Here is a 26560-nt window from a genome sequence, read left to right on the forward strand (position 1 = left end):
ACGATCATTATCTGTTCCATTCCCCTCGGCCGCGGCTCATGAGCTCCAACAGCTTGGGAGTGTCACCCGACCCCGTGATGACCCTGCTGGGATCCGTGATGTTGACGTGCCGTGCGGCTTCCATCGCATTCTTGAGCTGCTGTCCGGCGTTTCCGCCACCCATTTTATGGTCGACGACGAATGCCACGAGGTTCTTGGGGTCCGACATGTCCACAGCCATGAAGTCGCCTTGGAACTTCTCACCATGTGTCCGGTACACGTGCAGATTCGGTTTCCGCGCCATCAGCGCCTTCACGAACTCCATCTCCGGCGGGCTCAACTTGTAAGCCCCGCTCAGCTGTTGGCCGGGCTTGATCCGAATCGGCGCGTACGGGGAAAGCCCGAGAGGGTCGGCCCACGTCAGCGGATTGTGGACGTAGGCGACGGGGTTGGGGGCCGGGAGCAGGCCGAGCGGATCGGCACTGAGGTACCTCCCGGTCTCAGGGTCGTAGTGCCGGTGCACGTTGTAGTGGTGGCCAGTCTCCAGGTCGTGGTACTGGCCGGGGAAACGCAGCGGGATGTAGGCGGTGGCGTCCGGGTTCCAGGTCGTGGAGCCCCACAGGGTCGAGGACCTGCGCCAGGCGACGGTGCCCGTCTCGTCGAGGAGTTCGGTGGGCGTGCCGATGAGGTCGGTCACGATGGCGTAGAAGCGGGCGTCAATCTCGTCCTGGGGGGCCGAAGCAGCGGCAGAGGCGGAGGTGTAGCGGTCCGTCTGGGCAACCGGTGCCACCCCGCCCTCGTCGAACTCCCAGGTCAGGGTCTGCACACTCGGCCACTGTACGGACGCACTGGATTGCTCGACCAGCGTCGCCTCGTACCAGGTGAAGAGCGTCTCCTCCAGCACCGAGCTGCCGTCGGCGGACAGATGCTGCTTGGCGATACGGCGCCCGAACGGGTCGTAGCGATAGCGCCAGACGGTGCCGTCCGGCACCGTGACCGAGGTCAGCCGGTCCTGGGCGTCCCAGGTGTACTGCCACACGTCTGGCCTGCGCGACAGACGGGTGCGGCGACGGGAGGTGAGGCGCCCGCCCGCGTCGTGCTCGTAGTGGACGCTTCCGGCCGACATGAGGCGGGTGCCCTCGTACGTACGCGCCCCGACGGCTTCGGCTCCGGGGTGACCGGAGGGCCAGTGGGCCTCGGCTTGGTTGCCCGACTCGTCGTAGGCGTAAGACTCCGTCCAGTCGGGTCCGCGCACCTCGGTGACCCGCCCGGCACGGTCCTGCGTGTACCGCTGATCGCCGGCCATGGTCAGCGCGCCGTCCGGGCGCCAGGTGTGGTCCTGCGGGGGCAATACCGGGCCGCCCGGAGCGGTCAGCTGCCGGCTCAGCGGCCGGCCTACGGCGTCCCAGCTCTGGTACATGTGCACCGCGTTGCCCCAGCGTCGGCTCGTTTCGCGGCCCGCGGCGTCGTAGGCGGACGCGAGCGTTCGTCCCGCTGTGGCGAGTTGCGTGCGCTGACCTGCCGCGTCGTAGGTGTAGACGGTGCGCACCCCGGAGGGCGTCCGCCGCTCGACGAGCTGGCCGACGGCGTCGTAGGCCAGGTGCAGGGTGCGTCCGTCGACTGTCTCGGCGGTCAGCCGCCCTGCCGGATCGTAGGTGCGGGTCAGCTCTCCGTCCGGCCACAGCGCGCGCACCAGCTGGCCCGCCGGATCGTATGTGAAGTCGGTTGCCCGGCCCCCAGCCTCGGTGCGTGTCAACTGTCCCAGCGCGTCATGGGTGTAGCGGATGATCTCCCCGAGAGGGGTCCTACGGGAGATGAGCCGTCCCGCCGCGTCGCGTTCGTAGCCGACGATGCGGCCGTCGAAGTCCGACTCGGCGACCAGTTGTCCGGCGGCATCGTACGTGTAGTCCCAGGTCAGCCCATGCGCGTTGGTCACCTGGGTCAGCTGGAGCTGTGCGTTGTACTCGAAGCGGTAGCGCGCGCCGTCGGGCTCGGTCCGAGCGGTCAGCAGATCGAAGTGGCTGTACTCGTAGTGCGTTTGCGCGCCCCCGGCGTCGGTGTGGCTCAGGCAGTTGCCCTCGGCGTCGTACGTCCAGGACTCGTTGGCCCCGTCCGGGCGTACAAGGCGGATCAGGTTGCCCTCGGTGGTCCACTCCCAGCGGGTCATCGTGTTCATCGGGCCTGTCTCGGCGACCGGCCGACCGAAGGCGTCGCGCTCGAAGCGGGTACGGCCGCCGAGCGGATCGACCGCCTCCACAGTGAGGCCTGCCTGATCGCAGGTGAGGTGTGTGGTTCGGCCGAGCGCGTCGGTGAACTCCGTGAGCCGACCGTGCTCGTCGTACGCGAAGTGGCTGGTGGCTCCCGTCGGATCGGTCAGGGTGAGGCCGTTGCCGCGCTCGTCGTACGTACGGGCCCAGCGAAGGCCGTCCGGTAGCACGGTCTCGGTGACCAGACCGAGTTCGTTGTACGTCGCCCTGGTCTCGCGGCCGTCGGGACGGCGGATCACCAGCGGGTGGCCCGCCTCGTCGTTCACGTACTCGGTGACATGACCGAGCGGATCGGTCTGGGACGTGAGGTGGTGGTAGCGGTCGTAGGTCGTGCGTGTGGTGTGGCCGAGCGGATCGATCTCGGCGATCACCTGGCAGGCGTCGTTGACGACGAAGCGGGATACCGCGCCTTCGGCGGTCGTGAGGACAGTGACCTTGTGGCCCGGGTATTCGGGCAGCGTCTGGTCGTAGTCGAGGGTGAGCGTGAAGTGCCCGCCCTCGCCGCTCTCGGCGATACAGCGGTCCAGTTCGTCGTACGTGTATGTGTATCCGGAGTCGTTGCGGTCGGTCCAGGAGATAACCCGGCCGCGCTCGTCGTAGCGGTAACGCAGCGGCAGCCCCGAGGAGTTGATGTCCTCGGTGAGCAGGCCGTCCGTGTAGCCGAACCGCTTCACCGTGACGTCCGTGCCGTCCGCCGCGGCGCCCACCAGGTGAAGCGCGATGACCCGACCGTCCTCCGTGTCGACCTTGACGTGGTAGCCGGCGGAGTGCCGTACCGCGGTCGGGGCTCCGTACTCGTCGTGGTCGAACGTGATGGAGTGCCCGTTGCGGTCGGTGATCTGCCGCAGCCGGGCCACCCCGCCCTCAGGAGCGGTGAAGAATCGGGTGTGACCGGTGTCCGTCTGGAACACGGCGTAGCCACCGTCGTCGAGCCGACGCAGTGGCCAGCGCTGGCCCGCCTCCGGCAGTATCGGTGCGTCGGGGCCCTCGGGGTGCGGATACGGCAGGAGTTGTCCGGCCTCGGTGACGTAGACGACACCCTGGGCGTCGATCTCCAGATGCTCGTCGAGAGTTGAGGCCCAGCAGGGGCCGAACCACCAGCCGACGCCGTATCCGGATTCCACCCTGCGGGAGAGCACCAGCGGCAGCAGGCCCGGCAGTTCGATGTCCGTCTGCGGCAGGTACATCTTCCCGGTCGCCAGGTCGATCGGGTCGGTCAGCTTCGCCATGATCGCCTTCGCGTTGCGTGCGAAAGCGTCCTGACCGCGGGCGAGCATGCTCCGGGCGCCCTTGCCGAGACCGCGTACGCCGGCCGCCATGCCCTTGAGGCCGCCCTTGAGGCCTTTGAGACCCTTGGCAAGTCCGCGGAGGCTGGTCAAACCCTTCATGCCGGGGATGCAGTCCAGCGCGGCGAACGCCACATCCCACAGGGAAGCTTGGCCTTTCGCGTACTTGTTGAGGGTGTCGGCCAGCACGACCAGCGCGGCGACCAGGACGATCGCGCCGAGGATCGGCCCGCCGATGATCAGCGCGATGACCCCGAGGACGGCGACGACGACCTTGCAGACCGCGACGATGGTGTCCCAGTTGTCCTCGAACCAGTCCCCGACCTCCTCGTACCACTTACGGTTCTGAATACCCGCGTCGGAGGCCTCGTCGAGTTTGCGTTTCGCCTCGCCGGCGGCGTCCTCGCGCATCTGCCGCGCGTCGGCGGCCATCTTCTTCGCCGCGTCCAGAGCGCTTTGGGCCGAGTTGACATCCGACTGCGCGGACGTCTGCGCGGACTCCGCGTTCTGCGCATCCCGAGTGGCGGCGCGGACCTTGTCCTCGTCCGGCTTCGGGACATCCTTGCCCGCCTTCTTGTCCTCCTCGTACTTGTCCGCCTCCTTGGTCGCCCGACTCACCCATGAATCGGCCGTGGACAGGCGGGACTTGGCGGAGGAGAGATCGGCCTGCGCCTCACGGCCCTTGGCCAGCGCCTTGTCGGCCAGCGCCTGGGCGCGCTCCAGCTTGGGCCAGTACGCCGCCAGCGCGTCACCGGCCAAGTCGTAGGACTTCTTGAGCTTCTTCAGGTTCTTCGGAACCCCGGAGAACTCGTCCTGGAACACCTCGGCGGTCTTGCCCACCCACGTCAGGACGGCCTCCTCCTCCGCCATCCCCTTCACCAGCCGCAGCGCGTCCTGCACGTCATCGGCGAAGTCATGCAGACTCTTCGCCAAAGACCGCACCCGGTCCGGATCCCCCGGCGTCGGATCCTTCTCCAAGTCCAGGACATGCCAATCCGTCGGCCGATACCCCGCCATCACGCAACCCCCGTCACGCCAAACCCTGTCAACCACACATACGCACAAGTGAAGTTACTAGGTACGGACGTTCGGAGTGAAGGCCACACCGAGGCGAGACAGCCCCGGGCCATGGTTGTGCCTCTTCGGGCCTGTTGGCGTGAGACCCGCTCAGGAGCGGCGTCCGCGCAGGACCCGCCAGGCATCCGCGACCGCGTCCTCGGACCGCAGCCACCAGCCCTCCAGCTTGTTCCGCACAGTCACAAACACCCACCGTCGCTTGAACCACGGCGGCAGCTTCCGGAATGGCACGAACGTCAGTGTGTCTCTGATGGGGTGCTCGGCGACACCGCCGGGCCCTTCGGCACGCAGGGCCGCATACAGCTCCGGGGTCAACTCCCCATTGAGCCGCGCCGCGGCACCCGCCGCGGTGAACGCGAACCCCCGCTGATCACGGTCCGGCAACTGCATCGCCCTGACAATCCGGGGCGACGCCTCGGCCAGCGAACAGTTGAAGGCCAACCCGATCACCGCCGAACCGAGAGGCCACTCACCCCGCTCGAATGCGGCGTCCACCTCGGCAGGGTCGTCGACCTGCGACACCCCTTCGCCGGACTTCCAGTCCCACTTGGACGCCACAGCCGAATCCCCTTCCGTCAGCGGCGTCGGCGCAGGGCCTGCCAAGCGTCACTGACCGCGTACGCGGACTCCAGCCGCCAGGTCTCCAGTTTGTCCCGCACCCTTGACGCGACCTTCTGCCACTTGAACCACGGCGGCAGCTGCCGGAACGGCACGAACGTCAACGTGTCGTCGATGGCGTTCTCGGCGAAGCCACGACGACCTTCCGCACGCAGTGCGCCGTACAGCTCCGGGGTCAGCTCACCGTTGAGCCGCGCCGCGGTGCCCGCCGCGGTGAACGCGAACCCCCGCTGATGGCGGTTCGGCAACTGCATCGCCCTGACAATCCGAGGCGACGCCTCCTCCAGCGAGCACTGGAACGCCAACCCGATAGCTGCTGTACCGAGACGCGGCTCGCCACGCTCGAACGCAGCATCCCACTCGCCGGGGTCGTCGATACCCAGCAGACCCTCGCCGCTCTCCCAGTCCCACTCGGACGACATAACCGACCTCAACCACGATCAGGGCGATCCGAGGCACCGAACGATGCCACGAAATCGTTCACGACACTCTCGGAGAACGGATCGGACGCCGGGTCCTCAGGCGTGACCACACTGACCGCGAAGTACTCGGACAGGAGAAGCCCCGTTCCCTCGACGGCCGTTGCGGCCTCCGGGGACGCGGAGCGGACTCCGGTCACCGTCTTCGCATGCAGCGGCTCCAGTTGGAGTCGATAGAAGACCGCGTACGGCCCTTCCCCCGATGCGTCGAGCGCGTAACCGTTCTCCTCCCAGAAGTCCTCCATCTCCTGGCCGGAGGAGAAGGTGACGACGCCCGAGTAGTCGCCGTCCTCCACTTCTGTCAGACACCAGTCGGCGGCCAGAGCGCCGGAAACGAGCAGTTCTCCCTGGAGGAACAGTCCCGGCCACAGCTCGTGCCGCCGTCGGACGAAACGCCGCATGGCCGCGGGGAATGTCGAGTCCGCGACGAAGTCGGTCGCGTGACCGGTCAGATCCATGAGGGTTCCTAGTCCGTCTGCTCCGGCTCGCGGGGCCACAACTCCCAGTACGGAAGACCGACTCGGATCCGGATCTGCCTGTCACGGTCGACATGCATCGCGACTACCCCCTCGACAAACTCCCCGACCTGGGGCAGCGGGACGGGGGCGGCATCAGGATCGTTGATCGTGCCGTCCGGGTTGTACGAAAGGAGATCAATGAAGCCATGGACCTCGGGAGCGCCCTCAAGTTCCAGGAAAACTCCGAAGCCGAACCGGTCCTTGACCCTTCCCCGAGCAGTGGACCCCACCGGATACCTTCGCTTCGCCTCTTGCCAAGATTCTTCAGTCATCTTCTGTGCCGCACTCTCACGCCGGGCCAGCCGCCGGCCCAGTCCCCAACCTCGGCGCCCTCCCGCTTACTTGTTCCCCTCGATGAGCTTCTCGATGGCCTTGTCACCGGTGTCCGCCAACAGGCTGACGTAGTCCATGCCGACATAAACCTTGCCATGGGGAGCCATGCCCAGGTACTGGTTACGGCGGTCGGCCATACCAAGTGGGTAGAGATCGGCTCCGACCTCCTCGCTGAGCACTTCGAAGATCTCGTGATCCCACTTGGCCAAAAGAGGATCGAGCCGGAATTCCCTCCAGGCTTTTGGCCAGTTCTGCCCCCGTTCGACCGCCAGCGCCCCAAACTCAGCCAGAAACTGCTGCGCAGCCTCGTGGATCTCGAAGCCGTCGTGCTCGCGCAAAATGCTTTCCCATGTTGCGGTAGGGACTGAACGGCCGGGGTACCACCCAGCCGCCTGCAACACCTGTCCGGTCTCCGCGGACCACCGCTGCCCTGTGTCGGTGCTCAATTCCTGATGACCTCTGAGATTTCGAACCGGGGGAGGTTCCACCGGCACGAGCGGCAGGGGAGCGTCGGTGCATCGTGTCTCGACGAGCTGCTCCAGTGCTTCAGCGGGGGTTCTCGCCAGCAGTCGGGCCCTGTCCTTGCCGATGTAGACCGCGCCATCCGCTGCCACGCCCAGATAGCTCGTACGGCGGTTTGCCTGGCCGACGGGGTAGAGATCGGCTCCGGCTTCCTCGCTGAGCCTGGCGAAGGTCTCCTCGTCCCACTCGGCGGTGAGGGGGTCGAGCCGGAACGGCGACTGCGCCGTGATCGGTCCCGGCGGCCACCCCTCGTTATCCAGGCCCCCGAATTCAGCGAGGAACTGCCGCCCCGACTCATGGATTTCGAATCCACCGTGTTCCCGCAGAATGCTTTCCCACGTGACAGTCGGCACTGAACGGCCGGGGTACCACCCGGACTTCCGCATGACCTGGTCCGTCAAGGTGGACCAAACCGGTCGGAGTTCGCCACTCATCTCTAGGTCACCGCCGTAATATCGCAGTGCTCGCGGCTGGCTCCAGGGACTGGTACATCGGGAACGGCGGCCGCCACTTCGACAGCTCTCTCCCTGCCGTACGTACCCCTGGCCGACGACGGCGGAGTCCACTTACTCCATCGCCCGGCTCTCCGTCGCAGCCACACCTGACATGTGTCTCTTCCCCTACGGCGCCGGTGCCGTGACTTTCTCCCGCAGCTCCGGCAAGACCCGCGACCGCTCCACACCTCAGTCCGAAACGCCGACAAAAACCACCATCGTGTCTCTCATGGTGCAATCACCTGCAGTCCGATAGCTGGTGCGCCGAGACGCGGCACGCCTTGCTCGAATGCAGCATCCCGCTCGTCGAGGTCATCGATGCTTCGGAGCCAGCCGCGAGCCGCAGCCAGTCCAGGATTCAGGTACGCGGAGCGGCGTCGACTGTGCTTTCGGGGCACGGGGCAATCTGGGAAGACGCCTCTGCGTGTTCTACGAACACGCCATGCCAGGCGTCGAGGGTTGCCGCGTTCCGTGACGTGATGGTGAACTGCATCGCAATGTCCGAACGCGGCATTTTATGGAATGCACGCCCAGGGAGAGACCCGAACAGCTCCGCTGCTGATACGCATCACTTCTCCTGCCTACGGGCGAATTCGTACTGCAAGCGGAACGGTGCCTTCACCCTGCCCTCCCCTGTCAGGTCAGCACCATCAACCGTCCGACTCGTCCTGGAGGGTCCACACCGGCGAGTCCTTGGGCGGCAGCGGGCGGACCTCCCACTCCGAGAGGTCGCCGTCCACGTTCGGGTCACCTGAGGGAAGCGGCCGTGCGTCCTGCGTGGGCTTGAAGTAGAGGTGGTAGGCCCAGAATTCCGGCATCTCGTGGCACATGAGGTCCTGATTCATGCCGCTGATATCCTCGTCTGCGTACCTCTCGTTAATTCTGGCGACGGCCTCCGCCCGCGATACGCCGAAACGCTCCATCAACACATCGACCATTTCCCGGAAATAGTCGAGCATCTCATCGTCGAGGCGAGTAAGAAATTCTTCGGTTCTCATGATGCCGGCCCAAGCCTCCGATGGAATGAATTATTGAAGAGTTCCGCCGCCCGGTCCGAATAGATCGCCACCTGATGGCCGAAGAATATAGGATCAGCCTTACCACGCTTAAAGCTTCCGGGGTTTCTCAGCATTGGCCCTTCCACGAGTTCATAGTTGTGCATAGCACCCCCGTTTCGGTGGTGCTTCATGAAGGAAGCAAGTTCATCACTCGGACCATCAAATATCTTGCTGTTCAAGTTGTCCAATTCACTCTTCGGAACTCGGAAGTGCAATACAGCAGGGATATCTCCCTTATCCTTGGCCAGCCTCTTGGCCCATGTTATCGCCTGCCTGGGATCATTCGTCACGTAGAAACCACCCCTGCCGAAGTCCATCGCACGATCACTCACCGCGAGATTGATTCCGTCATTGACGATGCTGTCCGCAGCACCCCCGAAGGTCCCATGATAGAGATCCACCATGCACGGTGCCTTGAGCCCCAGAGGGTCCAACCACTGCAGGGGATTCTTCACATACGCGTGGTGATTCGGTGCCGGTGTCCGGCCCAAGGGGTCGGGGCTCAAGTAACGGGCCGTGCCAGGCTCGTAGTAGCGGTGGTGGTTGTAGTGCAGCCCGGTTTCCGCGTCGAAGTACTGGCCCGGGAAGCGCAGCGGACAGTCGACGCGGTTGCCACCAACCGGTCCGGCCGGAACGCCCCACAGCGTCGACGACTGCGTCCAGACGACGTCTCCGTCCGCGTCGACCAGCTCCGTCGGTGTCCCGATCAGGTCGGTGACGATCGCGTAGAAGCGCTCGTCGATCTCTTCCTGTGGTGAGTCCGGCCCCACCGGCCCACTGCTGCGAATCCGTTGGCCGACCGGTGTCGTACCGCTCGCCCAGTCCCACGCCGTGCTGACAACGCCGTCCGTCTGCTCCGCGAGTTGGTCGCCGTCCCAGTAGAAAGTGACTTGCTCGACAACGGTCGCATCGTCGTCCCCGAGCAGTTGCTTCGCCACACGTCTACCGAGCGGATCGTAGACGTAGTGCCAGTGGCTGCCGTCGGGCGTATGGACGTCTGTGAGTTGGTCCTCGGCATTCCACGTATAGCGCCACTCACGCCTGCCGCCGGACAGCAGCTTCGTGACCCGGCGAACCACCCGGCCCTGACCGTCGTGGCGGTAGAAGGTACGGCCCGCCCGATCGATCAGGGTGCCTGAATACGTCCGGGCCCCCGGATCTGTCTCCTCACCGTGCAGTGGCGCCGACGTGTCGAAGCCTATGAGATTGCCGAGGTCGTCGTACCGATATGTCTCGTCCCAGCCGGAGCCGCCCCGAGCGGCGGTCACCCTCCCGGCCCGGTCGAGTTCGAAGGAGCGCTCGCCGTGGCGAGGGTCGGACACACCGATGAGGCCACCATCGGCGGCGTGCTGGTAGGTGCGCCGCATCACTTCGTCCGAGGCCGTCGATCGCAGTTGCTGCGTCGTCCGCAGGCGGTCCGAGTCCCAATCGTGGGTCAGACGTGCGGCATCGCCGAGCACCCGCTCGATCTCGCGTCCAGCGAGGTCGTACTGGAAGGCGATGTCGTGCCGCCCGATTCCCTGCACCAGCGAACGCCGCGCCGGCGCGTACATCCAGCGCGTGACCGCACCGCTCGGTGTCCTACGAAGAGTGCGACGCCCGGTGATGTCGTACTCAGTGCGGACCTCCTGCCCGTTCCACCGCTCCGCCAGGACCCGCCCCGTGGCGCTGCGCTCGATGCCGAGCTCGACGTCGCTGTTCCGCGCCTGGACGAGCCTGCCCAGGGGGTCGTACGCATACGTCGTGGTGGCGCCGTCGGCGTCCATGGCCACGATGTTGCCGAGCGAGTCGTGGCGGAACGCCGTGGCCTGTCCCGCTCCGTTGATCCGCTCCACCAGCTGGCCCACCGCGTCGTAGCGGTAGGTCAGTGTGCGGCCATTGAAGTCCGTCTCGGAGGTCAATCGTCCTACTGGGTCATACTCGTAGCTCCAGACCTGTCCGGATCCGTTGGTGACGCTTCGCAGCCGCAGTTCGGTGTCGTACTCGAAGCGCTCGAGTGTCCCGTCCTCGTTCTCTCGCACGGAGCAGAGATCGAAATGAGTGTTCTGGTACGTGGTGTGGCGGCCCGTCGACGACGAGTATTCGAGGGGATTGCAGTCGGCGTCGTACGTCCAGTGCTCGGTGGTCCCGTTCGGCAGCACCCGCCAGGAGATCTGGCCCTCCACCGTCCATCCGCAGCGGGTGACTGCTCCTAGAGGGTCGGTGAGTTCGGTGATCCGGCCGAAGGCGTCCCGTACGAACGAGCTGCTCGCGCCCAACGCGTTTGTGGTGCCAACGACCAGACCGGCGGCGTCGTTGACGATGGTCTGCTGCCTGCTGCCGAGCGCGTCCGTGATGCCGGTGAGGCCGCCGCGCTCGTCGTACGTGAACGATGTCGTGGCGCCGATAGGGTCGACGACGGCCACGCGGTTGCCGCACTCGTCGTAAACCGACTCCCATGAACTGCCGTCCGGCTGCGTCACCTTGGTGATCAGATTGAGTTCGTTGTATTCGGTGGAGACGACTCCACCGTCAGGGCGGACGACTTCCGTGACATTGCCCGCAGCGTCATGGCTGTAGCGCGTCGTACGCCCGAGCGGGTCGGTGAGGGCGACCAGTCGGCCGCGGTCGTCCCAGGTGCGCGTCGTGGTGTGGCCGAGGGGGTCGGTCTCGCTGACAGGCCGGTACGCCTCGTCGAAGCTGTACGCGATGGAATGTCCGAGGGAGTCGGTCGCGACCGTGGTGCGCGTCTCGTCGTCGTACGCGTAGGAATAGGCGAGGACTCCGTCGACACCGCCTGTGTGGACACACCGGTCGATGTCGTCGTACGCGTAGCGATACCAGTCGCCGTCCCTGCTCTGCCAGCCCGTGATCCGCTGCCGATCGTCGTAGCTGTAGCGCTGAGGTACCGAGGACGAGTCCCTGACTCCGGTGAGCCGGCCCTGCCCGTCGTACTCGTAGGCCATGAGACGGGGCTGGTCGGGAGCGCTGAGCAAGGTGAGGGCGGTGACGCGGTCCGACGCCGTGGTGATGCCGACGCGGTAACCGGAGTGGTGTATCAGCTCTTCTGGGGAGCCGTCGCGGGCGTACCGGATGTCGATCGTGTTGCCGTTGCGGTCTTCGATCCCGACCAGAGGCAGCTCGGCTGTCCCTCCGCTCAGTACCCGCTTGAACCGCAGTGTTGTGCTGTTGTCCGGCTGCCACACCGTGATCTCGCCGTCGGGGGTGCCGTCCCAGCTCAACGGCCAGCTAGGGCCGACTATCGGCTGCATCGGCTCGTCGGCTTCCGGAATGGCGTAGTAGAGCACGGTGCCGTCGTCGGCGATGAGCCGGATGCCCTCGCCGTCGATCAGGAGCCGCTGGTCCAGGGTGGATATCCATCCGGCACCGAACCAGCGCCCGGCCTTCACCCCGGTGCGATGGCTGCGTTCGACGACGAGGGGCAGGACGCCGGGCAATGAGACGTCCGGTATCGACATCACCATTTGGCCGGTGGCCATGTCGATAGGGTCGCCGCAGGTGAAGAGGTTCTTCATCTGGCGCCCGAGACCCTGCATGCGTGGCCCGAGCCCCTTGAGGCCCATGGCCATGCCCTTGAGGCCCATTTTGCCGAGGGATTTCAGTCCCTTGGCGAGTCCACGGAGGCTGGTCAGGCCCTTCATGCCGGGGATGCAGTCCAGCGCGGCGAACGCCACATCCCACAAAGAGGCTTGGCCTTTGGCGTATTTGTTGAGGGTGTCGGCGAGCACGACGAGCGCGGCGATGAGGACGATGGCGCCGAGGATCGGACCGCCGATGATCAGCGCGATGATCCCGAGGACGGCGACGACGACCTTGCAGACCGCGACGATCGTGTCCCAGTTGTCCTCGAACCAGTCCCCGACCTCCTCGTACCACTTGCGGTTCTGAATACCCGCGTCGGAGGCCTCGTCGAGTTTCCGCTTGGCCTCGCCGGCGGCGTCCTCGCGCATCTGGCGGGCGTCGGCGGCCATCTTCTTCGCCGCGTCCAGAGCGCTTTGGGCCGAGTTGACGTCCGACTGGGCAGAACTCTGCGCGGACTCCGCGTTCTGCGCGTCCCTCGTTGCGGCGCGGACCTTGTCCTCGTCCGGCTTCGGGACATCCTTGCCCGCGTTCTTGTCGTCCTCGTACTTGTCCGCCTCCTTGGTCGCCCGACTCACCCATGAATCGGCCGTGGACAGGCGGGACTTGGCGGAGGAGAGATCGGCCTGCGCCTCACGGCCCTTGGCCAGCGCCTTGTCGGCCAGCGCCTGGGCGCGCTCCAGCTTCGGCCAGTACGCCGCCAGCGCGTCACCGGCCAAGTCGTAGGACTTCTTGAGCTTCTTCAGGTTCTTCGGAACCCCGGAGAACTCGTCCTGGAACACCTCGGCGGTCTTGCCCACCCACGTCAGGACGGCCTCCTCCTCCGCCATCCCCTTCACCAGCCGCAGCGCGTCCTGCACGTCGTCGGCGAAGTCATGCAGACTCTTCGCCAGCGACCGCACCCGGTCCGGATCCCCCGGCGTCGGATCCTTCTCCAGATCCAGGACATGCCAGTCCGTCGGCCGATACCCCGCCATCCCCGCAACCCCCGTCACGCCAGCCTCGTCGGCAACAACCGTACGCAGCAGCGAATTTACAGGAGGGGCGGAACTGAATCAGCTGTGCGAGGCGTACGTCACGAAGTCGACCCACGCGGTCGGGGCGAAGGTCAGGTGGGGGCCCTGGGTGTTCTTGGAGTCGCGGATGTGGATGGTGGTGGGGGTGGGGGCTATCTCGACGCAGTCATTGCCATTGCTGCTGTCGCTGTAGCTGCTCTTGAACCACTCCATGGCCATCTCAACGCACTCGTTGCCGCTGTCGCTGTCGCTGTAGCTGCTCTTGAACCACGTCAGCCTGGAATCGTCGACGGCCGAGGTATTGCGGATCATGTCTCTCCCAGCACCTGCTCGATGAAGGCCAGCGACTCCCCCGGCGTGAGGGCCTGGGCCCGGATCATTCCATACCGCAGTTCGAGGATCCGGAGCTGCCGGGGATCGGAGACCGGACGCCCGCTGAACGCTCCGGGGGAGCGTCCCACCGCCGTACCGTCCCCGAACCTCAATACGTGGATCCTGCCGTCCAGCCCAGGGTGGGCCTCACGATTGGTCGGCATCACCTGGAGCGTGACGTTCCGCAACTGGGCCATCTCCAGGAGGTGTTCGAGTTGCCGACGCCACTCCATTGTGCCGCCGATCGGGCGCCGGATCGCCACCTCCTCCTGTACAAAGCTCAGCGCTGGGGCCGGTGACCGCTCGAAGATGGACTTCCGGGCCATGCGTGCAGCCACCGCCCGTTCCACCTCTTCCTGCGAATAGGGTGGTTGCCGCGCTTCGAACACGGCTCGCGAGTGCCCCTCGGTCTGCAAGAGGCCGTTGACGGAGTGGCTTTCGTACACCCCCAGCTCGACCGCGCGCTCCTCCAGCATCTTCAGCTCGCGCACCTTCTTCGGGTACCGCGCCTTCTCCATGTCCTCCTTGAACGCCTTGAGGTGCCCGCCCGCGTTCAGGACCTCGTCAGCCCTGTCCAAGAACTCTGCCCGAGGAATGCGCGCCCCGCGCTCCACCTTCCGGATCAGGTCCTCGCCGTAACCGATGGCCTGCCCGAACTCGATCACGCGCATCCCGGCGGCCTCCCGCCAGAGCCTGACCTGACGACCGGTCGCCTCTACCACCGGCGCGATCTCGTCCTCCGGGCTCACGTCCCACCCGGGCTCGTCCACACCCTCGCTACTCATGCCCACCCACCTCCAACGCCCACCCGTACCCGTACGACACCCGGGACAGCCAAGACAGATCAGGACAACGGCAGGACAGTCCCTGTACGCACAGGCGTCATCGCAGCTCAGAGCAGGCAGCATCCGCCACGCTGAGTGACATGAATCAAGGAACCGCCCAGCCCTCGTCCCAACTCGACCACGCCGCCCGTAACTTCAGCGTGCTGCTGTCCCCCACACCACGCGGCGCCCGTCTGGCCCGGCTGCTCGCGACCGAGCAACTCCGTGCCTGGGAACTCCCGTTGGAGGCGGCGAGCCACATCGTGGCCGAGCTGGCGGCCAACGCGGTGGCCCACGGGCGCGTCCTCGGCCGTGACTTCCGGCTCACGCTCTACGTGACCGGTGGAACCCTCCGTATCGAGGTGACCGACACACGCGGCGACCGATCGGTCCCCCGCCCCCAACCCCCTTCACCTGAGGCCGAGTCGGGGCGCGGGCTCGTGCTCGTCGAGGCGCTCGCCGACCGCTGGGGCGTGACGTCCGGGCCGGCGCCGCGCAAGACGGTCTGGGCCGAACTCACCCTCGGAGCATTTCCTCGATGGCCTGCTCGATAAGGACGGGCTTCTGTGCCGGGGAGCTTCTCTTGATCAGGGCGCTCACCCGCTGGGCCTCTTCGGTGGTCGGCAGGAGACCCACCAGGAGCACCGGTAGCACCAGGCGCCGGACGAGGACTTCGTTCTCGGAGTTGCCCTGCGGCCGGCGCACGACCGAGACGTTGACCCGGACGGCGTGTTCATTGCCCGGTGGGACACCCGGCCGGTCCGTCTCGATCGCGGCATAGCGGAAGCCGTGGGCCAGGTCGCAGGCGGAGCAGCCGACGGGGCCGCGGCTGAGCCGGTCACCACATGCGGAGCAGACCAGTCTGTCGAGCGCGGCGTCGACCACCCGCCAGTCGTGACGGTCCGGTTCGGCCGTCACCATCTCGGCGAGCGCGACTTCCTGGTCGCCGCCGGCGTCCCAGTCGCGCAGAAAGGCAGACCATTCCTCTTCCACGATGCCGTCCACCAGTTCGCGACAAGAGGTACAGGCAGGTGCACCGCTGTACTCGTACCCGCCGCATTCCGCACAGCGGCGCAAAGCCGCCCCGACCGCGGGTCTCACCATGGCCCTCCTCTCGGAACGAGGGTGCCATCACGCGCGATGGCTCCACAGCACATCGCTGTCCTCGAGCTCGCCGAAGGGATCCGTACCGCCCCGCAGGACACGCACCCTTCTGCAGAGCACCAGGCCGGTGCCCGTCTCGGTCCGGAGGGCAAGGGCAATGTGGCGCGGTCCTGCGCCCGGCTGAGCCAGGGCCTCCAGTACCGCGCGCTCCTCGTCGGTGCCGAGGCATACCTCGGGAGCCACGTACCGGGTGCCGAGTTGGGCCGCGGCGACGCCTTCGAAGTGCAGGTCGATGCAGCGGGGCTCGTCGCTGTCGGAGGTGGCACGGAGCAACAGCTACGAGTGGCCTACTCCGTAGCGCCACATCCGGAAGGTGCGGGACGACTGGAAGCGGACCTGGCCGCCGGCGTCGCCAGGCGAAGGGGTTCTCGTACTCAACTGTGTGGCCTCCTCGGTACCAGCGATGTCAGCCTCACGCGACTGATCGAGGTTCTGCGGGCCAACCGTCGGCACCAGCGTGTCGTCCGCCGCGCTCTTGCCCAGGCGGAAGCGCTCACGGTATCCGGCCCGTGCGACCAAGGCGTGGGAACGCGTCTGAGCAGCGCGCTGCGTCAGGCTTGGACGAATCGGCCGGCGACCGTCGGCACGAGTGACGCGTGAGCGGAAAACATTCCGGGGCCGAGCTGACCTTCACGTTCACCGGAACGCGACCCGTCACGTCCCGGTGGACGGCGACGCGGCCTGGCACGACATCAAGTCTTTAGATCCCCCGGGAGAAAAACCCCACCCAACCCCACCAGCCTCCCGCGGCTGCCCATCACCCGCAAGGGTGACGATCGCCAACTCAGCTGGCTTTCCATCCGGTTGGCGGGCATATGCTCGCCGCGACAGAGAGCCAACTCCAGAACATGCGACGGCCCCCGGCCGGGACTGGCATCCCGATCGAGGGCCTGACCACCGAGGAAGCAGGACCCTTCCCGATGGGTAAGCAGAACCCTAGCGCGCCCCCGTGCGCCCAGCCCCCGAATCCGAGGGGTATCACCCACATCAACACCCGCCACACCAGCCGCTACACGGTGATCGGCAACCACCTCGCCCAGCACCGCGAGCTGTCCCTCACCGCGATCGGTCTGGCCGCCCACATCCAGTCGCTGCCTGCCGGAGCCCGCGTCGACATCAAGACGCTCGCCGCCCGTTTCCCGGAAGGCGAGACGAGGATCGCAGCGGCCCTGCGGGAGTTGGAGGCACATGGCTACCTGTCCCGCACCCGCGAGCGCCTGCCGAGCGGCCGCGTCGTCACGCACACCGTGTCCTACAACCAGCCGAGAGGGCTCGGCTTCCCGGAGCCCCGGCCTACTCCCCAGCCAGCTCCCGTTCCCGTTCCGGCCCCCGCCCCCGTACGGCCTGTCCCCGAGGTTTCGCCGGCGCCCGCCACAGACCGCCCCAGAAACCCACTGCCCGAACCGCGCACCCACGACATGAACGGCCATCACACGGCCATGGCGCTCCTCGCCGGCCTGCACCGCGACGACCCGCGCCTGCTGCTCGCGGAGCGCGACGTATGCCGCCTCGCCCCAGCCGTCACCGCCTGGCTGGAACGCGGCGCCGCCCCCGAAGCCGTACGCCGCACCCTGACGGCGAGCCTCCCCGAGGAGCCCCTGCGCCACCCGGCCGCCCTCGTCGCCCACCGCCTCACCGAACTCCTCCCACCGCCCCTGCCCGCCGCTCCGGTGGCTGTACGCCCGGTCCCGCTCCAGAACTGCGACGGCTGCGACCGCGCCTTCCGCGCCCCCCGAACCCGGCCGCCGCTGTCGCGACTGCCGTTCAGACCTCCTGGAGGCCGCCTAGCATGAGCGCTCACCACCAGTACCAGACGGACACGAGCTGATCCCTCGCCCCGAACAGACTCCTGACGCGCTGCGCGCGGCCCTCGCCATCGTCGCCCCCAGTCGTCTGGAGGAGATGCAGGCCGAGAAGGACGAAGCCTTCGCCAAGGCGGTCGAGTGGCAGTCCCTGACTCCGGTGCAGAGCTGGGTCCTGATCTGGGCCAGGGAGATCGAGATAGCCCGCCGCCCCGACTTGTCTGCCCGCTACACCGATGCGAAGAGCAACCTGGAGCATGAGGACCCGGCCACCGCGCAGGAAGCCCTGCGGGAGATGAGCGCCGTCCTGGACGAGGCCATGAAAGCCGTCCGCGCGTGAGTTGGAAGTGGGAGTACGCCTTCGGCGCGGAGGAAGCCGCCCGCACCGCTCCCGCTGTCTTCCTCGCCGATGTTGAGAGAAGAGCGGACGAGTTGGTCAGGGCTGCCGAAGCTTTCTGAACCGCAGCGTCGCACGCGACTCCGGGCTGCCAGGTTGCGTCGCCCACAAAGGTGACCATCGCCAACTGGGCTGGGTTTTCCGGATGTCGGCCATTCCCTCCCTGCCAAGGCACCAACTGAGAAAAGCGTGAACACTTTCCGGGAAAGTGTTCACGCTTTCGCGGACTGCATGCCTGGATCGCGCGCCGCCGGCGGATTCGCCGACAGGGGCGGGACGGGCACCGCCCGCCTGCTCATCGGTTCAGCGGCCCGCCGCCAGCCCTTCCCGAACCGCCGCATACGCCGGCTTCGCCCCGAACTCCTCGTCCAGCAGCGTCGCCGCTCCCTGCCCCGCGAAGACCCCCGGCACCCACGAGTACTTGTCCGTGTAGCCCCAGACGGTGAAGGACTTGCAGCTGCGCGTGCCCAGGCAGGCGTCCAGCAGGCCTCGGAAGTATGTCGCCTGCTTCGCCGACTTCTCCGGATCGGACGGCAGGATCATGCGGACGTCCACCTCAGTGAAGGCCGTCTGCATGCCCAGGGCGGCGAAGCGCGCGAGGTTCCCCTCGACATTGCCCGGGAAGCCGTACTGGATCGCCAGATGCCCCTGGACACCGAAGCCCTGCACCGGAACGCCCTCCGCCCGCAGCCGCTTCGCCAGGTCGTAGTACGCGGTGGACTTCGCGTTGATCCCTTCCACGTTGTAGTCGTTCAGGAAGAGCTTCGCCTTAGGGTCGGCCGCGTGGGCCCAGCGGAAGGCGTCGGCGATGTAGGACGGGCCGAGCTTCTGCAGCCAGATGGAGTTCCGCAGCGAACCGTCCTCCTCGAAGACCTCGTTCACCACATCCCACTGGTAGATCTTGCCCTTGTACCGCTTGACCTCCGTGGAGATGTGCTTCCGCAGGATCCCTCGCAGTTCCGCCGCGTCGATCGTGCCGTCCGCCACTCCCGACGTCAGCCAGCCGGGCAGCTGGCTGTGCCAGACCAGCGTGTGGCCGCGGACCGCCTGGCCCCGATCGCGGGCGAAGCGGACCAAGGCGTCGGCGCCCGACCAGTCGTACGTACCGCGCGTGGGCTCGACGACCTCCCACTTCATGACGTTCTCGGCGGTGACGGAGTTGAACTCCCGGGCCGTTCTTCTGCGATACGTGCTGTCGTCGGCCAGCGCGGCCATGTCCACGGCCGTGCCGATGCGCAGGTCCGCGCGGTCGGCGAGCGTTCTGAGCGGGGCCTCGTGCGCTGAGGCCGTCTGTACGCCCGAGACGCCCGTGAACAGCAGCGTCGCGCTGAGCAGGCCCACAAAGGGCATGCGGAAGTGCTTCATGTGCGGTCCTTCCAGTGAGTACGGCGATGAGTGCGGACTACGGAGTACGGGTCAGCGGACGCGGTGGCTCTCCAGCGGCCCGAGATACGTCGGCGTCAGCCCACCCGTATCGATCACCAGGCGCTGCAGCACCACCGTCGGATCGACCATCCAGAACTTCAGCCGGTGCACACCGGCAGCCCCGATCGTGTGCCGGGTCGACGTCACGTTGACGTTGTCCGACGTGTTGCGGGCCCACTGCATGTTCATCAGGCCGTCGTCCGCCCCCGTGGCCGCGTGGATGTCGACGGTCTGCGGGGTGTCCTCGTCGAACGAGACCGCGTACCTCAGCCCTCCCGTCGGCAGGGCAGGGTTCCGTGGGGAGAGGTACGCCCAGACCGTCACCGGGCCGGAGGCGAACACGCTCACCTCGTACTCCAGCCTGGGCGAGCCCCCACCCGGCCTCTGCCGGGGAGCCGTCACCGGGAACGGCGTCATGCCCGCGCCCGTACGGCCGATCCGGTCGATGCGCTGCCAGCGGATGCCCCGGGCCCGGGAGCCGACCGCGCGCGTGTAGTGGTCGGCGTCGACGGCCACATATCCGCCCGCCTCCACGAAACCGCGCAGCCCGCGCGGGGACGGATGCTCGGCGACCACCTTGACCGTCACCTCGGCGCCCGCTCCCTCCACGGTCACCGACGCCTCCGTGCGGCCACGGGGAGCCTTCGCCCAGTCCACGGTCAAACTCACCCGTACCTGCTTGTCCACCCGGCCGCGCGGACGGTCCACCCGCAGCCAGGGCACGGACGGCGTGATCCGGTAGTCGAAGGCGGTCCTGCCCCGGTTGAAGACCTCGATGTACTGAGCCGGCCGGGTCTGGTACGGGCTGAAGACCGGCAGTACAGCCTCCTCCGAGGTCTGCGGCCACCACTCCCCCGACTCCGAACCGTCGACCGCCACCCCCATCTCCGCCGCCGCCGGTACGTCGATCCGCTTCACCGCCGGAAAGATCTCATCGGGCAGCGCCACATGGTTCCGCTCCGGCTGCTGCCAGGGCGCGTTCGGGCCGTAGCGCTCGATGTCCCCGTATCCGATGTGCGGCTGTGTCTGGAAGCCGCGCCATTTCCCGTTCGCCACTTGGGAGTTGAAGCGTTCCGCGAACGCGAAGTCCCGCTCCAGCCCGGCCTCCGCCGCAGCCGCCAGGTCGTTCGTCGCCGCCCGGCCCTGCGCCGCGTACAGCAGATTCATGAACTCCGCCTCGCGCAGCTCGTACACGTTGGCCGTCGCCCGTACCTCGTACCCGACGAGTTCGTACCAGGCGTCCTGATCCTCGGCCGGCAGCCGACGGCCGATCCGTTCCGCCTCCTTCGCCAGCCGCCGCCACTCCTCGGTGACCCGCTCCAGCTCACGATGCCCGAAGTAGAAAGGCGTGGCCTTGTCGTCGTACACGACCTTCGAACCGTCCGAACCGTCCAGCGTGATACGGCGGTTGAGCAGCTCGGGCTTGCGGCGCGACTGGAGTTGCGCGTACGTGGCCAACACCGACGCCATCTCCGCCGCCTCTGCCGCGCCGAAGTTCTGCCGCGCGTACCGCCGTTCCCACTCACCCAGGCTTTCCAGCGGCCAACGCTTTGGATCCCAGGCGTAGTTGAGAAAGAACTCCGTCGGCAGTTCGTTCCCCTTGAGGTCTCCGACGTTCGTGACCCACAGCCCGTGATTGCCGTACTCGACGGCCTGGTGGAGCTGGTCCCACATGTTCGGCAAGGACGTGGTGTCGACCCACTTGTAGTTGCGGCCCACGCCCACGTAGTCGAAGTGGTAGTAGAGCCCGTAGCCGCCGCCGCGCGCGGGCTCCGCCGGATCAGGGTGCTTGCGGATGTTGCCCCAGTTGTCGTCCGTCAGGACGACCGTCACGTCGTCCGGCGCCCGGAGCCCTCGGTCCCAGTAGCGCTGGACCTCCTTGTAGAGCGTCCACACCTGCGGCACCTCGGAGAGCGGCTTCCCGGTGACCTCCGCGATGATCTCCCGCTGTGTCGCGATGATCTCCTGCATGAGCTCGATGCCGTCGCCGTCCGGCAGGCTGGTGTCGCCGTTGCCGCGCATCCCGAGGGTGACCACGCCTTCGAAGTCCTGGTCCACCATGCGCCGGATGCCGTCGCGCCAGTACGCCTTGATGGCAGCGGCGTTGCGCCGGTACGACCACTCCCCCGTGCCGCCGTAGGGGTCGCGGCCCGGGGTGATCACATCACCGGAGCTGTCGCGCACCGCGGGCACCGCATGCCGGTTCCACTCCTCGATGCCCCGCATCATGGGCGCCTCATGAGACGTGCCCATGACAATCCCATATTCCTTGGCGCGCGCGTGGTTCTCCGGATCGTCCTCGGCGAAGGCCCGCCCCCACACCGCCGGCCACAGGTAGTTCGCCTTCAGCCGCAGCAGCCCCTCGAAGACCTTCGCGTAGAAGTCCGCGTTGAAGCCTCCTGCGTGGCCCGGCGCCTTGCCGGGCCCGAAGTACGCGGGCGCCCAGGTACCGAGGGCCGGATTCTCGTCATTGATGAAGACGCCCCGGTACTTCACGGCGGGCGTGCCCTGCGTGTGCCGCCCCGGCAGCGCGTACACCTCGTCGCGACGCACCGGCCGCACGTCGTCCCACCAGTACCAGGGCGAGACCCCGATCCCGTACGAGACGTCGTACGCCCCGAAGATCGTCCCCCGCGGATCGCTGCCCGCGACGACGAACGCCCGCTCCACCCCGGGCATCGGCCGTTCGACGACGGCCTGCAGGGAGGTCTCCCACCTGCCCCGCACACCCGTGACATCGAGCTTTCCGGCGGCGATCAGCCCGTCGACCAGCGGACTGCGGCCGATGGTGCCCACGAGCACGACCTCGCGCGCGGCCGAGTCGCCCGGACGTACGCCCGTGACACGCTCGATGTCCTCCCGCAGGTCCTTCGCGACGCGCACGACTCCCGGGTGGTCCTCACCGCTGACCAGGACCGGAACAGCACGCCCGCCTCCTACGAGAGGAAAGGCGCCCGCCCTCGGAACGAAGGAGATGTACGCCCCCGGATCCGTAGGACGGGGAGCACCAACCTCGGCACCACGCTCTGCACTACCCCCGGTCCCACCATCCCCCTTCGCCCACGCGACCCCTGACAGCGCGGGCACGCCGACGAGGCCGGCACCGGCGAGCCCGGCGCCGGCTGCCCCTAACACGGATCTACGACTGAGACGCCCTTCCACGACCACACCCTCCACGTCAATTTGCTCAGCGGCATGACAAATAGTGGAGCGAGGGACGCCTGGGGGGAATGGGTCGTAACCGTCGAATAGTTTCGTAACAGCAAAGGGGCCCGCACGACCGAAGTCGTGCGGGCCCCTTCAAGGAGCTCGCGAGGAGCTACCAGGTCAGGCGACCTTCAAGTAAGCGGACTTACTTGTTGATCTTGGTGACCTGGCCGGCGCCCACGGTCCGGCCACCCTCACGGATGGCGAACTTCAGGCCCTCCTCCATGGCGACGGGCTGGATGAGCTCGACCTTCATCTCAGTGTTGTCGCCCGGCATGACCATCTCCGTGCCCTCGGGGAGGGTCACAACACCGGTCACGTCAGTCGTACGGAAGTAGAACTGCGGACGGTAGTTGTTGAAGAACGGCGTGTGGCGGCCACCCTCGTCCTTGGACAGGATGTAGGCCTGCGCCTCGAACTCGGTGTGCGGGGTGACCGAGCCCGGCTTGATGATGACCTGGCCGCGCTCGACGTCCTCGCGCTTGATGCCACGGAGCAGCAGACCGACGTTCTCACCGGCCTGGCCCTCGTCGAGCAGCTTGCGGAACATCTCGATGCCGGTGACCGTGGTGGTGGTCTTCTCGGTCTTGATGCCGATGATGTCGACGGTCTCGTTGACCTTGAGGACACCACGCTCGATACGGCCGGTGACGACCGTACCGCGACCGGTGATCGTGAAGACGTCCTCGATCGGCATCAGGAACGGCTTGTCGACGTCGCGCTCCGGCTCCGGGATCGCGGTGTCGACGGCGTTCATGAGCTCGAGGACGGAGTTGCCCCACTCCTTGTCGCCCTCGAGAGCCTTGAGCGCCGAGACCTTGATGACCGGCAGGTCGTCGCCCGGGAACTCGTACTCGGACAGCAGCTCACGGACCTCGAGCTCGACGAGCTCCAGGATCTCCTCGTCGTCCACCATGTCGGCCTTGTTCAGGGCGACGACGATGTACGGAACGCCGACCTGGCGGGCCAGGAGCACGTGCTCCTTGGTCTGCGGCATCGGGCCGTCCGTGGCGGCGACAACGAGGATGGCGCCGTCCATCTGCGCCGCACCCGTGATCATGTTCTTGATGTAGTCCGCGTGACCGGGGCAGTCGACGTGGGCGTAGTGACGCGTCTCGGTCTGGTACTCGACGTGCGCGATGGAGATGGTGATACCGCGCTGGCGCTCTTCAGGAGCCTTGTCGATCTGGTCGAAGGCCGAGGCCTCGTTCAGGTCCGGGTACGCGTCGTGCAGCACCTTGGTAATGGCGGCCGTGAGGGTCGTCTTACCGTGGTCGATGTGACCGATGGTGCCGATGTTGACGTGCGGCTTAGTCCGCTCGAACTTCGCCTTCGCCACTGGGGTCCTCCTGTGGAGTGGTTCTGTACGCCTTACTCATCGGCGCCAGGTGATCTTTGCTGGAAAGCCGGGGCCCAGGGCATTCCGCCGCGGTTCTGGCGGAATGCCCCAGCAGGCTCCGGAGTCAAGCCTAAGGTGTGAACTCGGTTGAGTCTGACTCGGTGAGTTACTCGCCCTTGGCCTTCGCGATGATCTCCTCGGCGACGTTCCGCGGAACCTCGGCGTAGGAGTCGAACTGCATCGAGTAGCTCGCGCGACCCGACGTCTTGCTGCGGAGGTCGCCGACGTAGCCGAACATCTCCGACAGCGGAACCAGGCCCTTCACGACGCGGGCACCGGCACGCTCCTCCATGGCCTGAATCTGACCACGGCGGGAGTTGATGTCACCGATGACGTCGCCCATGTAGTCCTCGGGCGTGGTGACCTCGACGGCCATCATCGGCTCGAGCAGCACGGGGCTGGCCTTGCGCGCGGCCTCCTTGAAGGCCTGCGAACCGGCGATCTTGAACGCGAGCTCGGAGGAGTCGACCTCGTGGTAGGCACCGTCGATGAGCGTGACGCGGACGCCCGTCATCTCGTAGCCCGCCAGGATGCCGAACTGCATGGCCTCCTGCGCACCGGCGTCGACCGAAGGGATGTACTCCTTCGGGATACGGCCACCGGTCACCTTGTTCACGAACTCGTACGAGGCGTCGCCGCCCTCGATCGGCTCGATCGCGATCTGCACCTTGGCGAACTGACCGGTACCACCGGTCTGCTTCTTGTGCGTGTAGTCGACGCGCTCGACGGCCTTGCGGATCGTCTCGCGGTAGGCGACCTGCGGCTTGCCGACGTTGGCCTCGACCTTGAACTCACGGCGCATACGGTCGACCAGCACCTCGAGGTGCAGCTCGCCCATACCGCCGATGATGGTCTGGCCGGTCTCCTCGTCCGAGTGGACCTGGAAGGAGGGGTCCTCCTCCGCGAGACGCTGGATGGCGACACCCAGCTTCTCCTGGTCACCCTTGGACTTGGGCTCGATCGCGACCTGGATCACCGGCGCCGGGAAGTCCATGGACTCCAGGATGACCGGGTTCTTGTCGTCGCTCAGCGTCTCACCGGTGGTGGTCTGCTTCAGGCCCATGACGGCGACGATGTCGCCGGCGCCCACCGACTCGATCTCCTCACGCTTGTTCGCGTGCATGCGGTAGATCTTGCCGATGCGCTCCTTCTTGCCCTTGACCGAGTTCAGCACCGCGGTGCCGGACTGGAGGCGGCCCGAGTAGACCCGGACGAAGGTGAGCTTGCCGAGGTGCGGGTCGCTCATGATCTTGAACGCAAGCGCGGACAGCGGCTCCTCGTCGGACGGCTTGCGCTTGACGACCAGCTCCGGGTCCTTGACGTCGTGGCCCTCGATGGCCTCGACGTCCAGCGGAGTGGGCAGGTAGCGCACAACCGCGTCGAGCAGGGGCTGGACGCCCTTGTTCTTGAACGCGGTGCCACAGAACACCGGGGTGACCGTGGTGTCGCTGGACTTGCCGGACGCGATGGTGATGCGACGGATCGCGGCGTACAGCTGCTCCTCGGTGGGCTCCTCGCCCTCCAGGTACAGCTCCATGATCTCTTCGTCGTTCTCCGCCACGGCCTCGAGCAGCTTGCCGCGCCACTCCTCGGCGGCCTCGGCGTGCGTGGCCGGGATGTCGACGGTGTCGTACATCTCGCCCTTCGCCGCCTCGGCGGACCACACGAGCGCCTTCATGCGGACCAGGTCCACAACGCCCTTGAAGTCGGCCTCGGCACCGATCGGCAGCTGCATGACGAGCGGCTGGGCGCCCAGACGGTCCGAGATCATGTCCACGCAGCGGTGGAACTCGGCGCCGGTACGGTCCAGCTTGTTGACGAAGCAGATACGGGGCACGCCGTAACGGTCGGCCTGACGCCACACCGTCTCGGACTGGGGCTCGACACCAGCGACACCGTCGAACACCGTCACGGCACCGTCGAGCACGCGCAGCGAGCGCTCCACCTCGACGGTGAAGTCGACGTGACCCGGGGTGTCGATGATGTTGATGGTGTAGTCGTTGTCCTCGAGCGGCCAGTGGCAGGTGGTCGCAGCAGACGTGATGGTGATACCACGCTCCTGCTCCTGCTCCATCCAGTCCATGGTGGCAGCGCCGTCGTGGACCTCACCGATCTTGTAAGAAACGCCGGTGTAGAACAGGATCCGCTCGGTGGTGGTCGTCTTGCCCGCGTCGATGTGGGCCATGATCCCGATGTTGCGGACCTTGGCCAGGTCAAGTGAAGTGGTAGCCATAAGGCTTCAGTCTTCTCTCGGTCTCGATGTGGGTAGCGACTACCAGCGGTAGTGCGCGAAGGCCTTGTTGGACTCGGCCATCTTGTGGGTGTCCTCGCGCTTCTTGACGGCCGCGCCGAGGCCGTTCGAGGCGTCGAGAAGTTCGTTGAGCAGACGCTCGGTCATGGTCTTCTCGCGACGGGCGCGGGAGTAACCGACCAGCCAGCGCAGCGCCAGGGTGTTGGCGCGGCCGGGCTTGACCTCGACCGGCACCTGGTAGGTGGCGCCACCGACACGGCGGGACTTGACCTCGAGGGTCGGCTTGATGTTCTCGAGAGCGCGCTTCAGCGTGATGACCGGGTCGTTGCCGGTCTTCTCGCGCAGGCCCTCCATGGCGCCGTAGACGATGCGCTCGGCGGTGGAGCGCTTGCCGTTCAGCAGCACCTTGTTGATGAGCGACGTGACAAGAGGAGAACCGTAGACCGGGTCGATGATGACCGGGCGCTTCGGGGCGGGGCCCTTACGAGGCATT

19 protein-coding genes and 1 pseudogene are annotated in these 26560 nt (G+C 66.8%); 3 read left to right on the top strand and 17 right to left on the bottom strand.

Going from position 1 to position 26560, the window contains the following annotated elements:
• Positions 1-7: 7 nt before the first annotated feature.
• From FGD71_RS24070 to FGD71_RS24115, 10 genes are all read right to left on the bottom strand, one after another.
• Complete coding sequence (locus tag FGD71_RS24070; RefSeq protein WP_119102590.1) at positions 8-4549, bottom strand: RHS repeat-associated core domain-containing protein; 4542 nt, start codon at positions 4547-4549, stop codon at positions 8-10.
• Positions 4550-4699: 150 nt separating this feature from the next.
• Positions 4700-5167 (bottom strand): hypothetical protein, encoded by a 468-nt coding sequence (locus tag FGD71_RS24075; RefSeq protein ID WP_119102591.1) that lies wholly within the window; start codon positions 5165-5167, stop codon positions 4700-4702.
• Between the two features lie 17 nt (positions 5168-5184).
• Positions 5185-5649, bottom strand: coding sequence for a hypothetical protein (locus FGD71_RS24080; protein WP_119102592.1), 465 nt, complete (start codon positions 5647-5649; stop codon positions 5185-5187).
• Between the two features lie 8 nt (positions 5650-5657).
• A complete protein-coding gene (locus tag FGD71_RS24085; RefSeq protein WP_119102593.1) occupies positions 5658-6164 on the bottom strand; it encodes a hypothetical protein in 507 nt (168 codons plus the stop codon).
• A gap of 8 nt (positions 6165-6172) precedes the next feature.
• The gene (locus FGD71_RS24090) at positions 6173-6454 is read right to left on the bottom strand and encodes an RNA-binding protein (RefSeq protein WP_119102594.1); all 282 of its coding nucleotides are present in this window, start codon (positions 6452-6454) and stop codon (positions 6173-6175) included.
• Positions 6455-6562: 108 nt separating this feature from the next.
• Positions 6563-7513: an SUKH-3 domain-containing protein gene (locus FGD71_RS24095; protein WP_119102595.1), complete on the bottom strand. Its 951-nt coding sequence runs from the start codon at positions 7511-7513 to the stop codon at positions 6563-6565.
• Between the two features lie 710 nt (positions 7514-8223).
• The gene (locus FGD71_RS24100; RefSeq protein ID WP_119102596.1) at positions 8224-8571 is read right to left on the bottom strand and encodes a hypothetical protein; all 348 of its coding nucleotides are present in this window, start codon (positions 8569-8571) and stop codon (positions 8224-8226) included.
• Complete coding sequence (locus tag FGD71_RS24105) at positions 8568-13187, bottom strand: RHS repeat-associated core domain-containing protein (protein ID WP_119102597.1); 4620 nt, start codon at positions 13185-13187, stop codon at positions 8568-8570. Before FGD71_RS24105 ends, FGD71_RS24100 begins: the two co-directional genes overlap by 4 nt.
• Positions 13188-13265: 78 nt before the next feature.
• Positions 13266-13538, bottom strand: a complete 273-nt coding sequence (locus FGD71_RS24110) for a DUF397 domain-containing protein (protein ID WP_119102598.1) — start codon at positions 13536-13538, stop codon at positions 13266-13268.
• Positions 13535-14383 (bottom strand): helix-turn-helix domain-containing protein, encoded by an 849-nt coding sequence (locus FGD71_RS24115; protein WP_119102599.1) that lies wholly within the window; start codon positions 14381-14383, stop codon positions 13535-13537. The genes FGD71_RS24110 and FGD71_RS24115 overlap by 4 nt, the downstream gene beginning before the upstream one ends.
• Before the next feature lie 140 nt (positions 14384-14523).
• Between FGD71_RS24115 and FGD71_RS24120 the strand changes: the two genes are divergently transcribed.
• Positions 14524-14976, top strand: a complete 453-nt coding sequence (locus tag FGD71_RS24120) for an ATP-binding protein (protein ID WP_119102600.1) — start codon at positions 14524-14526, stop codon at positions 14974-14976.
• Here FGD71_RS24120 and FGD71_RS24125 read toward each other — a convergent pair.
• On the bottom strand, positions 14939-15415 hold the full coding sequence (locus FGD71_RS24125; protein WP_240436731.1) for a hypothetical protein: 477 nt from the start codon (positions 15413-15415) through the stop codon (positions 14939-14941). The genes FGD71_RS24120 and FGD71_RS24125 overlap by 38 nt on opposite strands.
• 138 nt (positions 15416-15553) lie before the next feature.
• Entirely contained in the window at positions 15554-15859 is a 306-nt protein-coding gene (locus tag FGD71_RS24130; RefSeq protein ID WP_119102601.1) for a hypothetical protein, read from the bottom strand.
• Between the two features lie 647 nt (positions 15860-16506).
• Between FGD71_RS24130 and FGD71_RS24135 the strand changes: the two are divergent.
• Positions 16507-17374 (top strand): annotated as a pseudogene (locus tag FGD71_RS24135) (helix-turn-helix domain-containing protein).
• A gap of 36 nt (positions 17375-17410) precedes the next feature.
• Complete coding sequence (locus FGD71_RS24140) at positions 17411-17728, top strand: hypothetical protein (protein ID WP_119102603.1); 318 nt, start codon at positions 17411-17413, stop codon at positions 17726-17728.
• A 360-nt stretch (positions 17729-18088) separates the two neighbouring features.
• On the opposite strand, the gene FGD71_RS24145 is transcribed toward FGD71_RS24140, so the two are convergent.
• From FGD71_RS24145 to rpsG, 5 genes are all read right to left on the bottom strand, one after another.
• Complete coding sequence (locus FGD71_RS24145) at positions 18089-19150, bottom strand: endo-1,4-beta-xylanase (RefSeq protein ID WP_119102604.1); 1062 nt, start codon at positions 19148-19150, stop codon at positions 18089-18091.
• Positions 19151-19201: 51 nt separating this feature from the next.
• On the bottom strand, positions 19202-22345 hold the full coding sequence (locus FGD71_RS24150; RefSeq protein ID WP_119102605.1) for a glycosyl hydrolase 115 family protein: 3144 nt from the start codon (positions 22343-22345) through the stop codon (positions 19202-19204).
• 217 nt (positions 22346-22562) lie between these two features.
• Entirely contained in the window at positions 22563-23756 is a 1194-nt protein-coding gene (tuf, locus tag FGD71_RS24155) for an elongation factor Tu (RefSeq protein ID WP_119102606.1), read from the bottom strand.
• A 166-nt stretch (positions 23757-23922) separates the two neighbouring features.
• Positions 23923-26049 (bottom strand): elongation factor G, encoded by a 2127-nt coding sequence (gene fusA, locus FGD71_RS24160; RefSeq protein WP_119102607.1) that lies wholly within the window; start codon positions 26047-26049, stop codon positions 23923-23925.
• A 39-nt stretch (positions 26050-26088) separates the two neighbouring features.
• A complete protein-coding gene (gene rpsG, locus FGD71_RS24165) occupies positions 26089-26559 on the bottom strand; it encodes a 30S ribosomal protein S7 (protein ID WP_003998848.1) in 471 nt (156 codons plus the stop codon).
• Between the last annotated feature and the right edge of the window lies 1 nt (position 26560).

Origin of the sequence: Streptomyces sporangiiformans (genome assembly GCF_005768555.2) — a bacterium.
In the GTDB taxonomy this organism is placed as follows: Bacteria; Actinomycetota; Actinomycetes; order Streptomycetales; family Streptomycetaceae; genus Streptomyces; species Streptomyces sporangiiformans.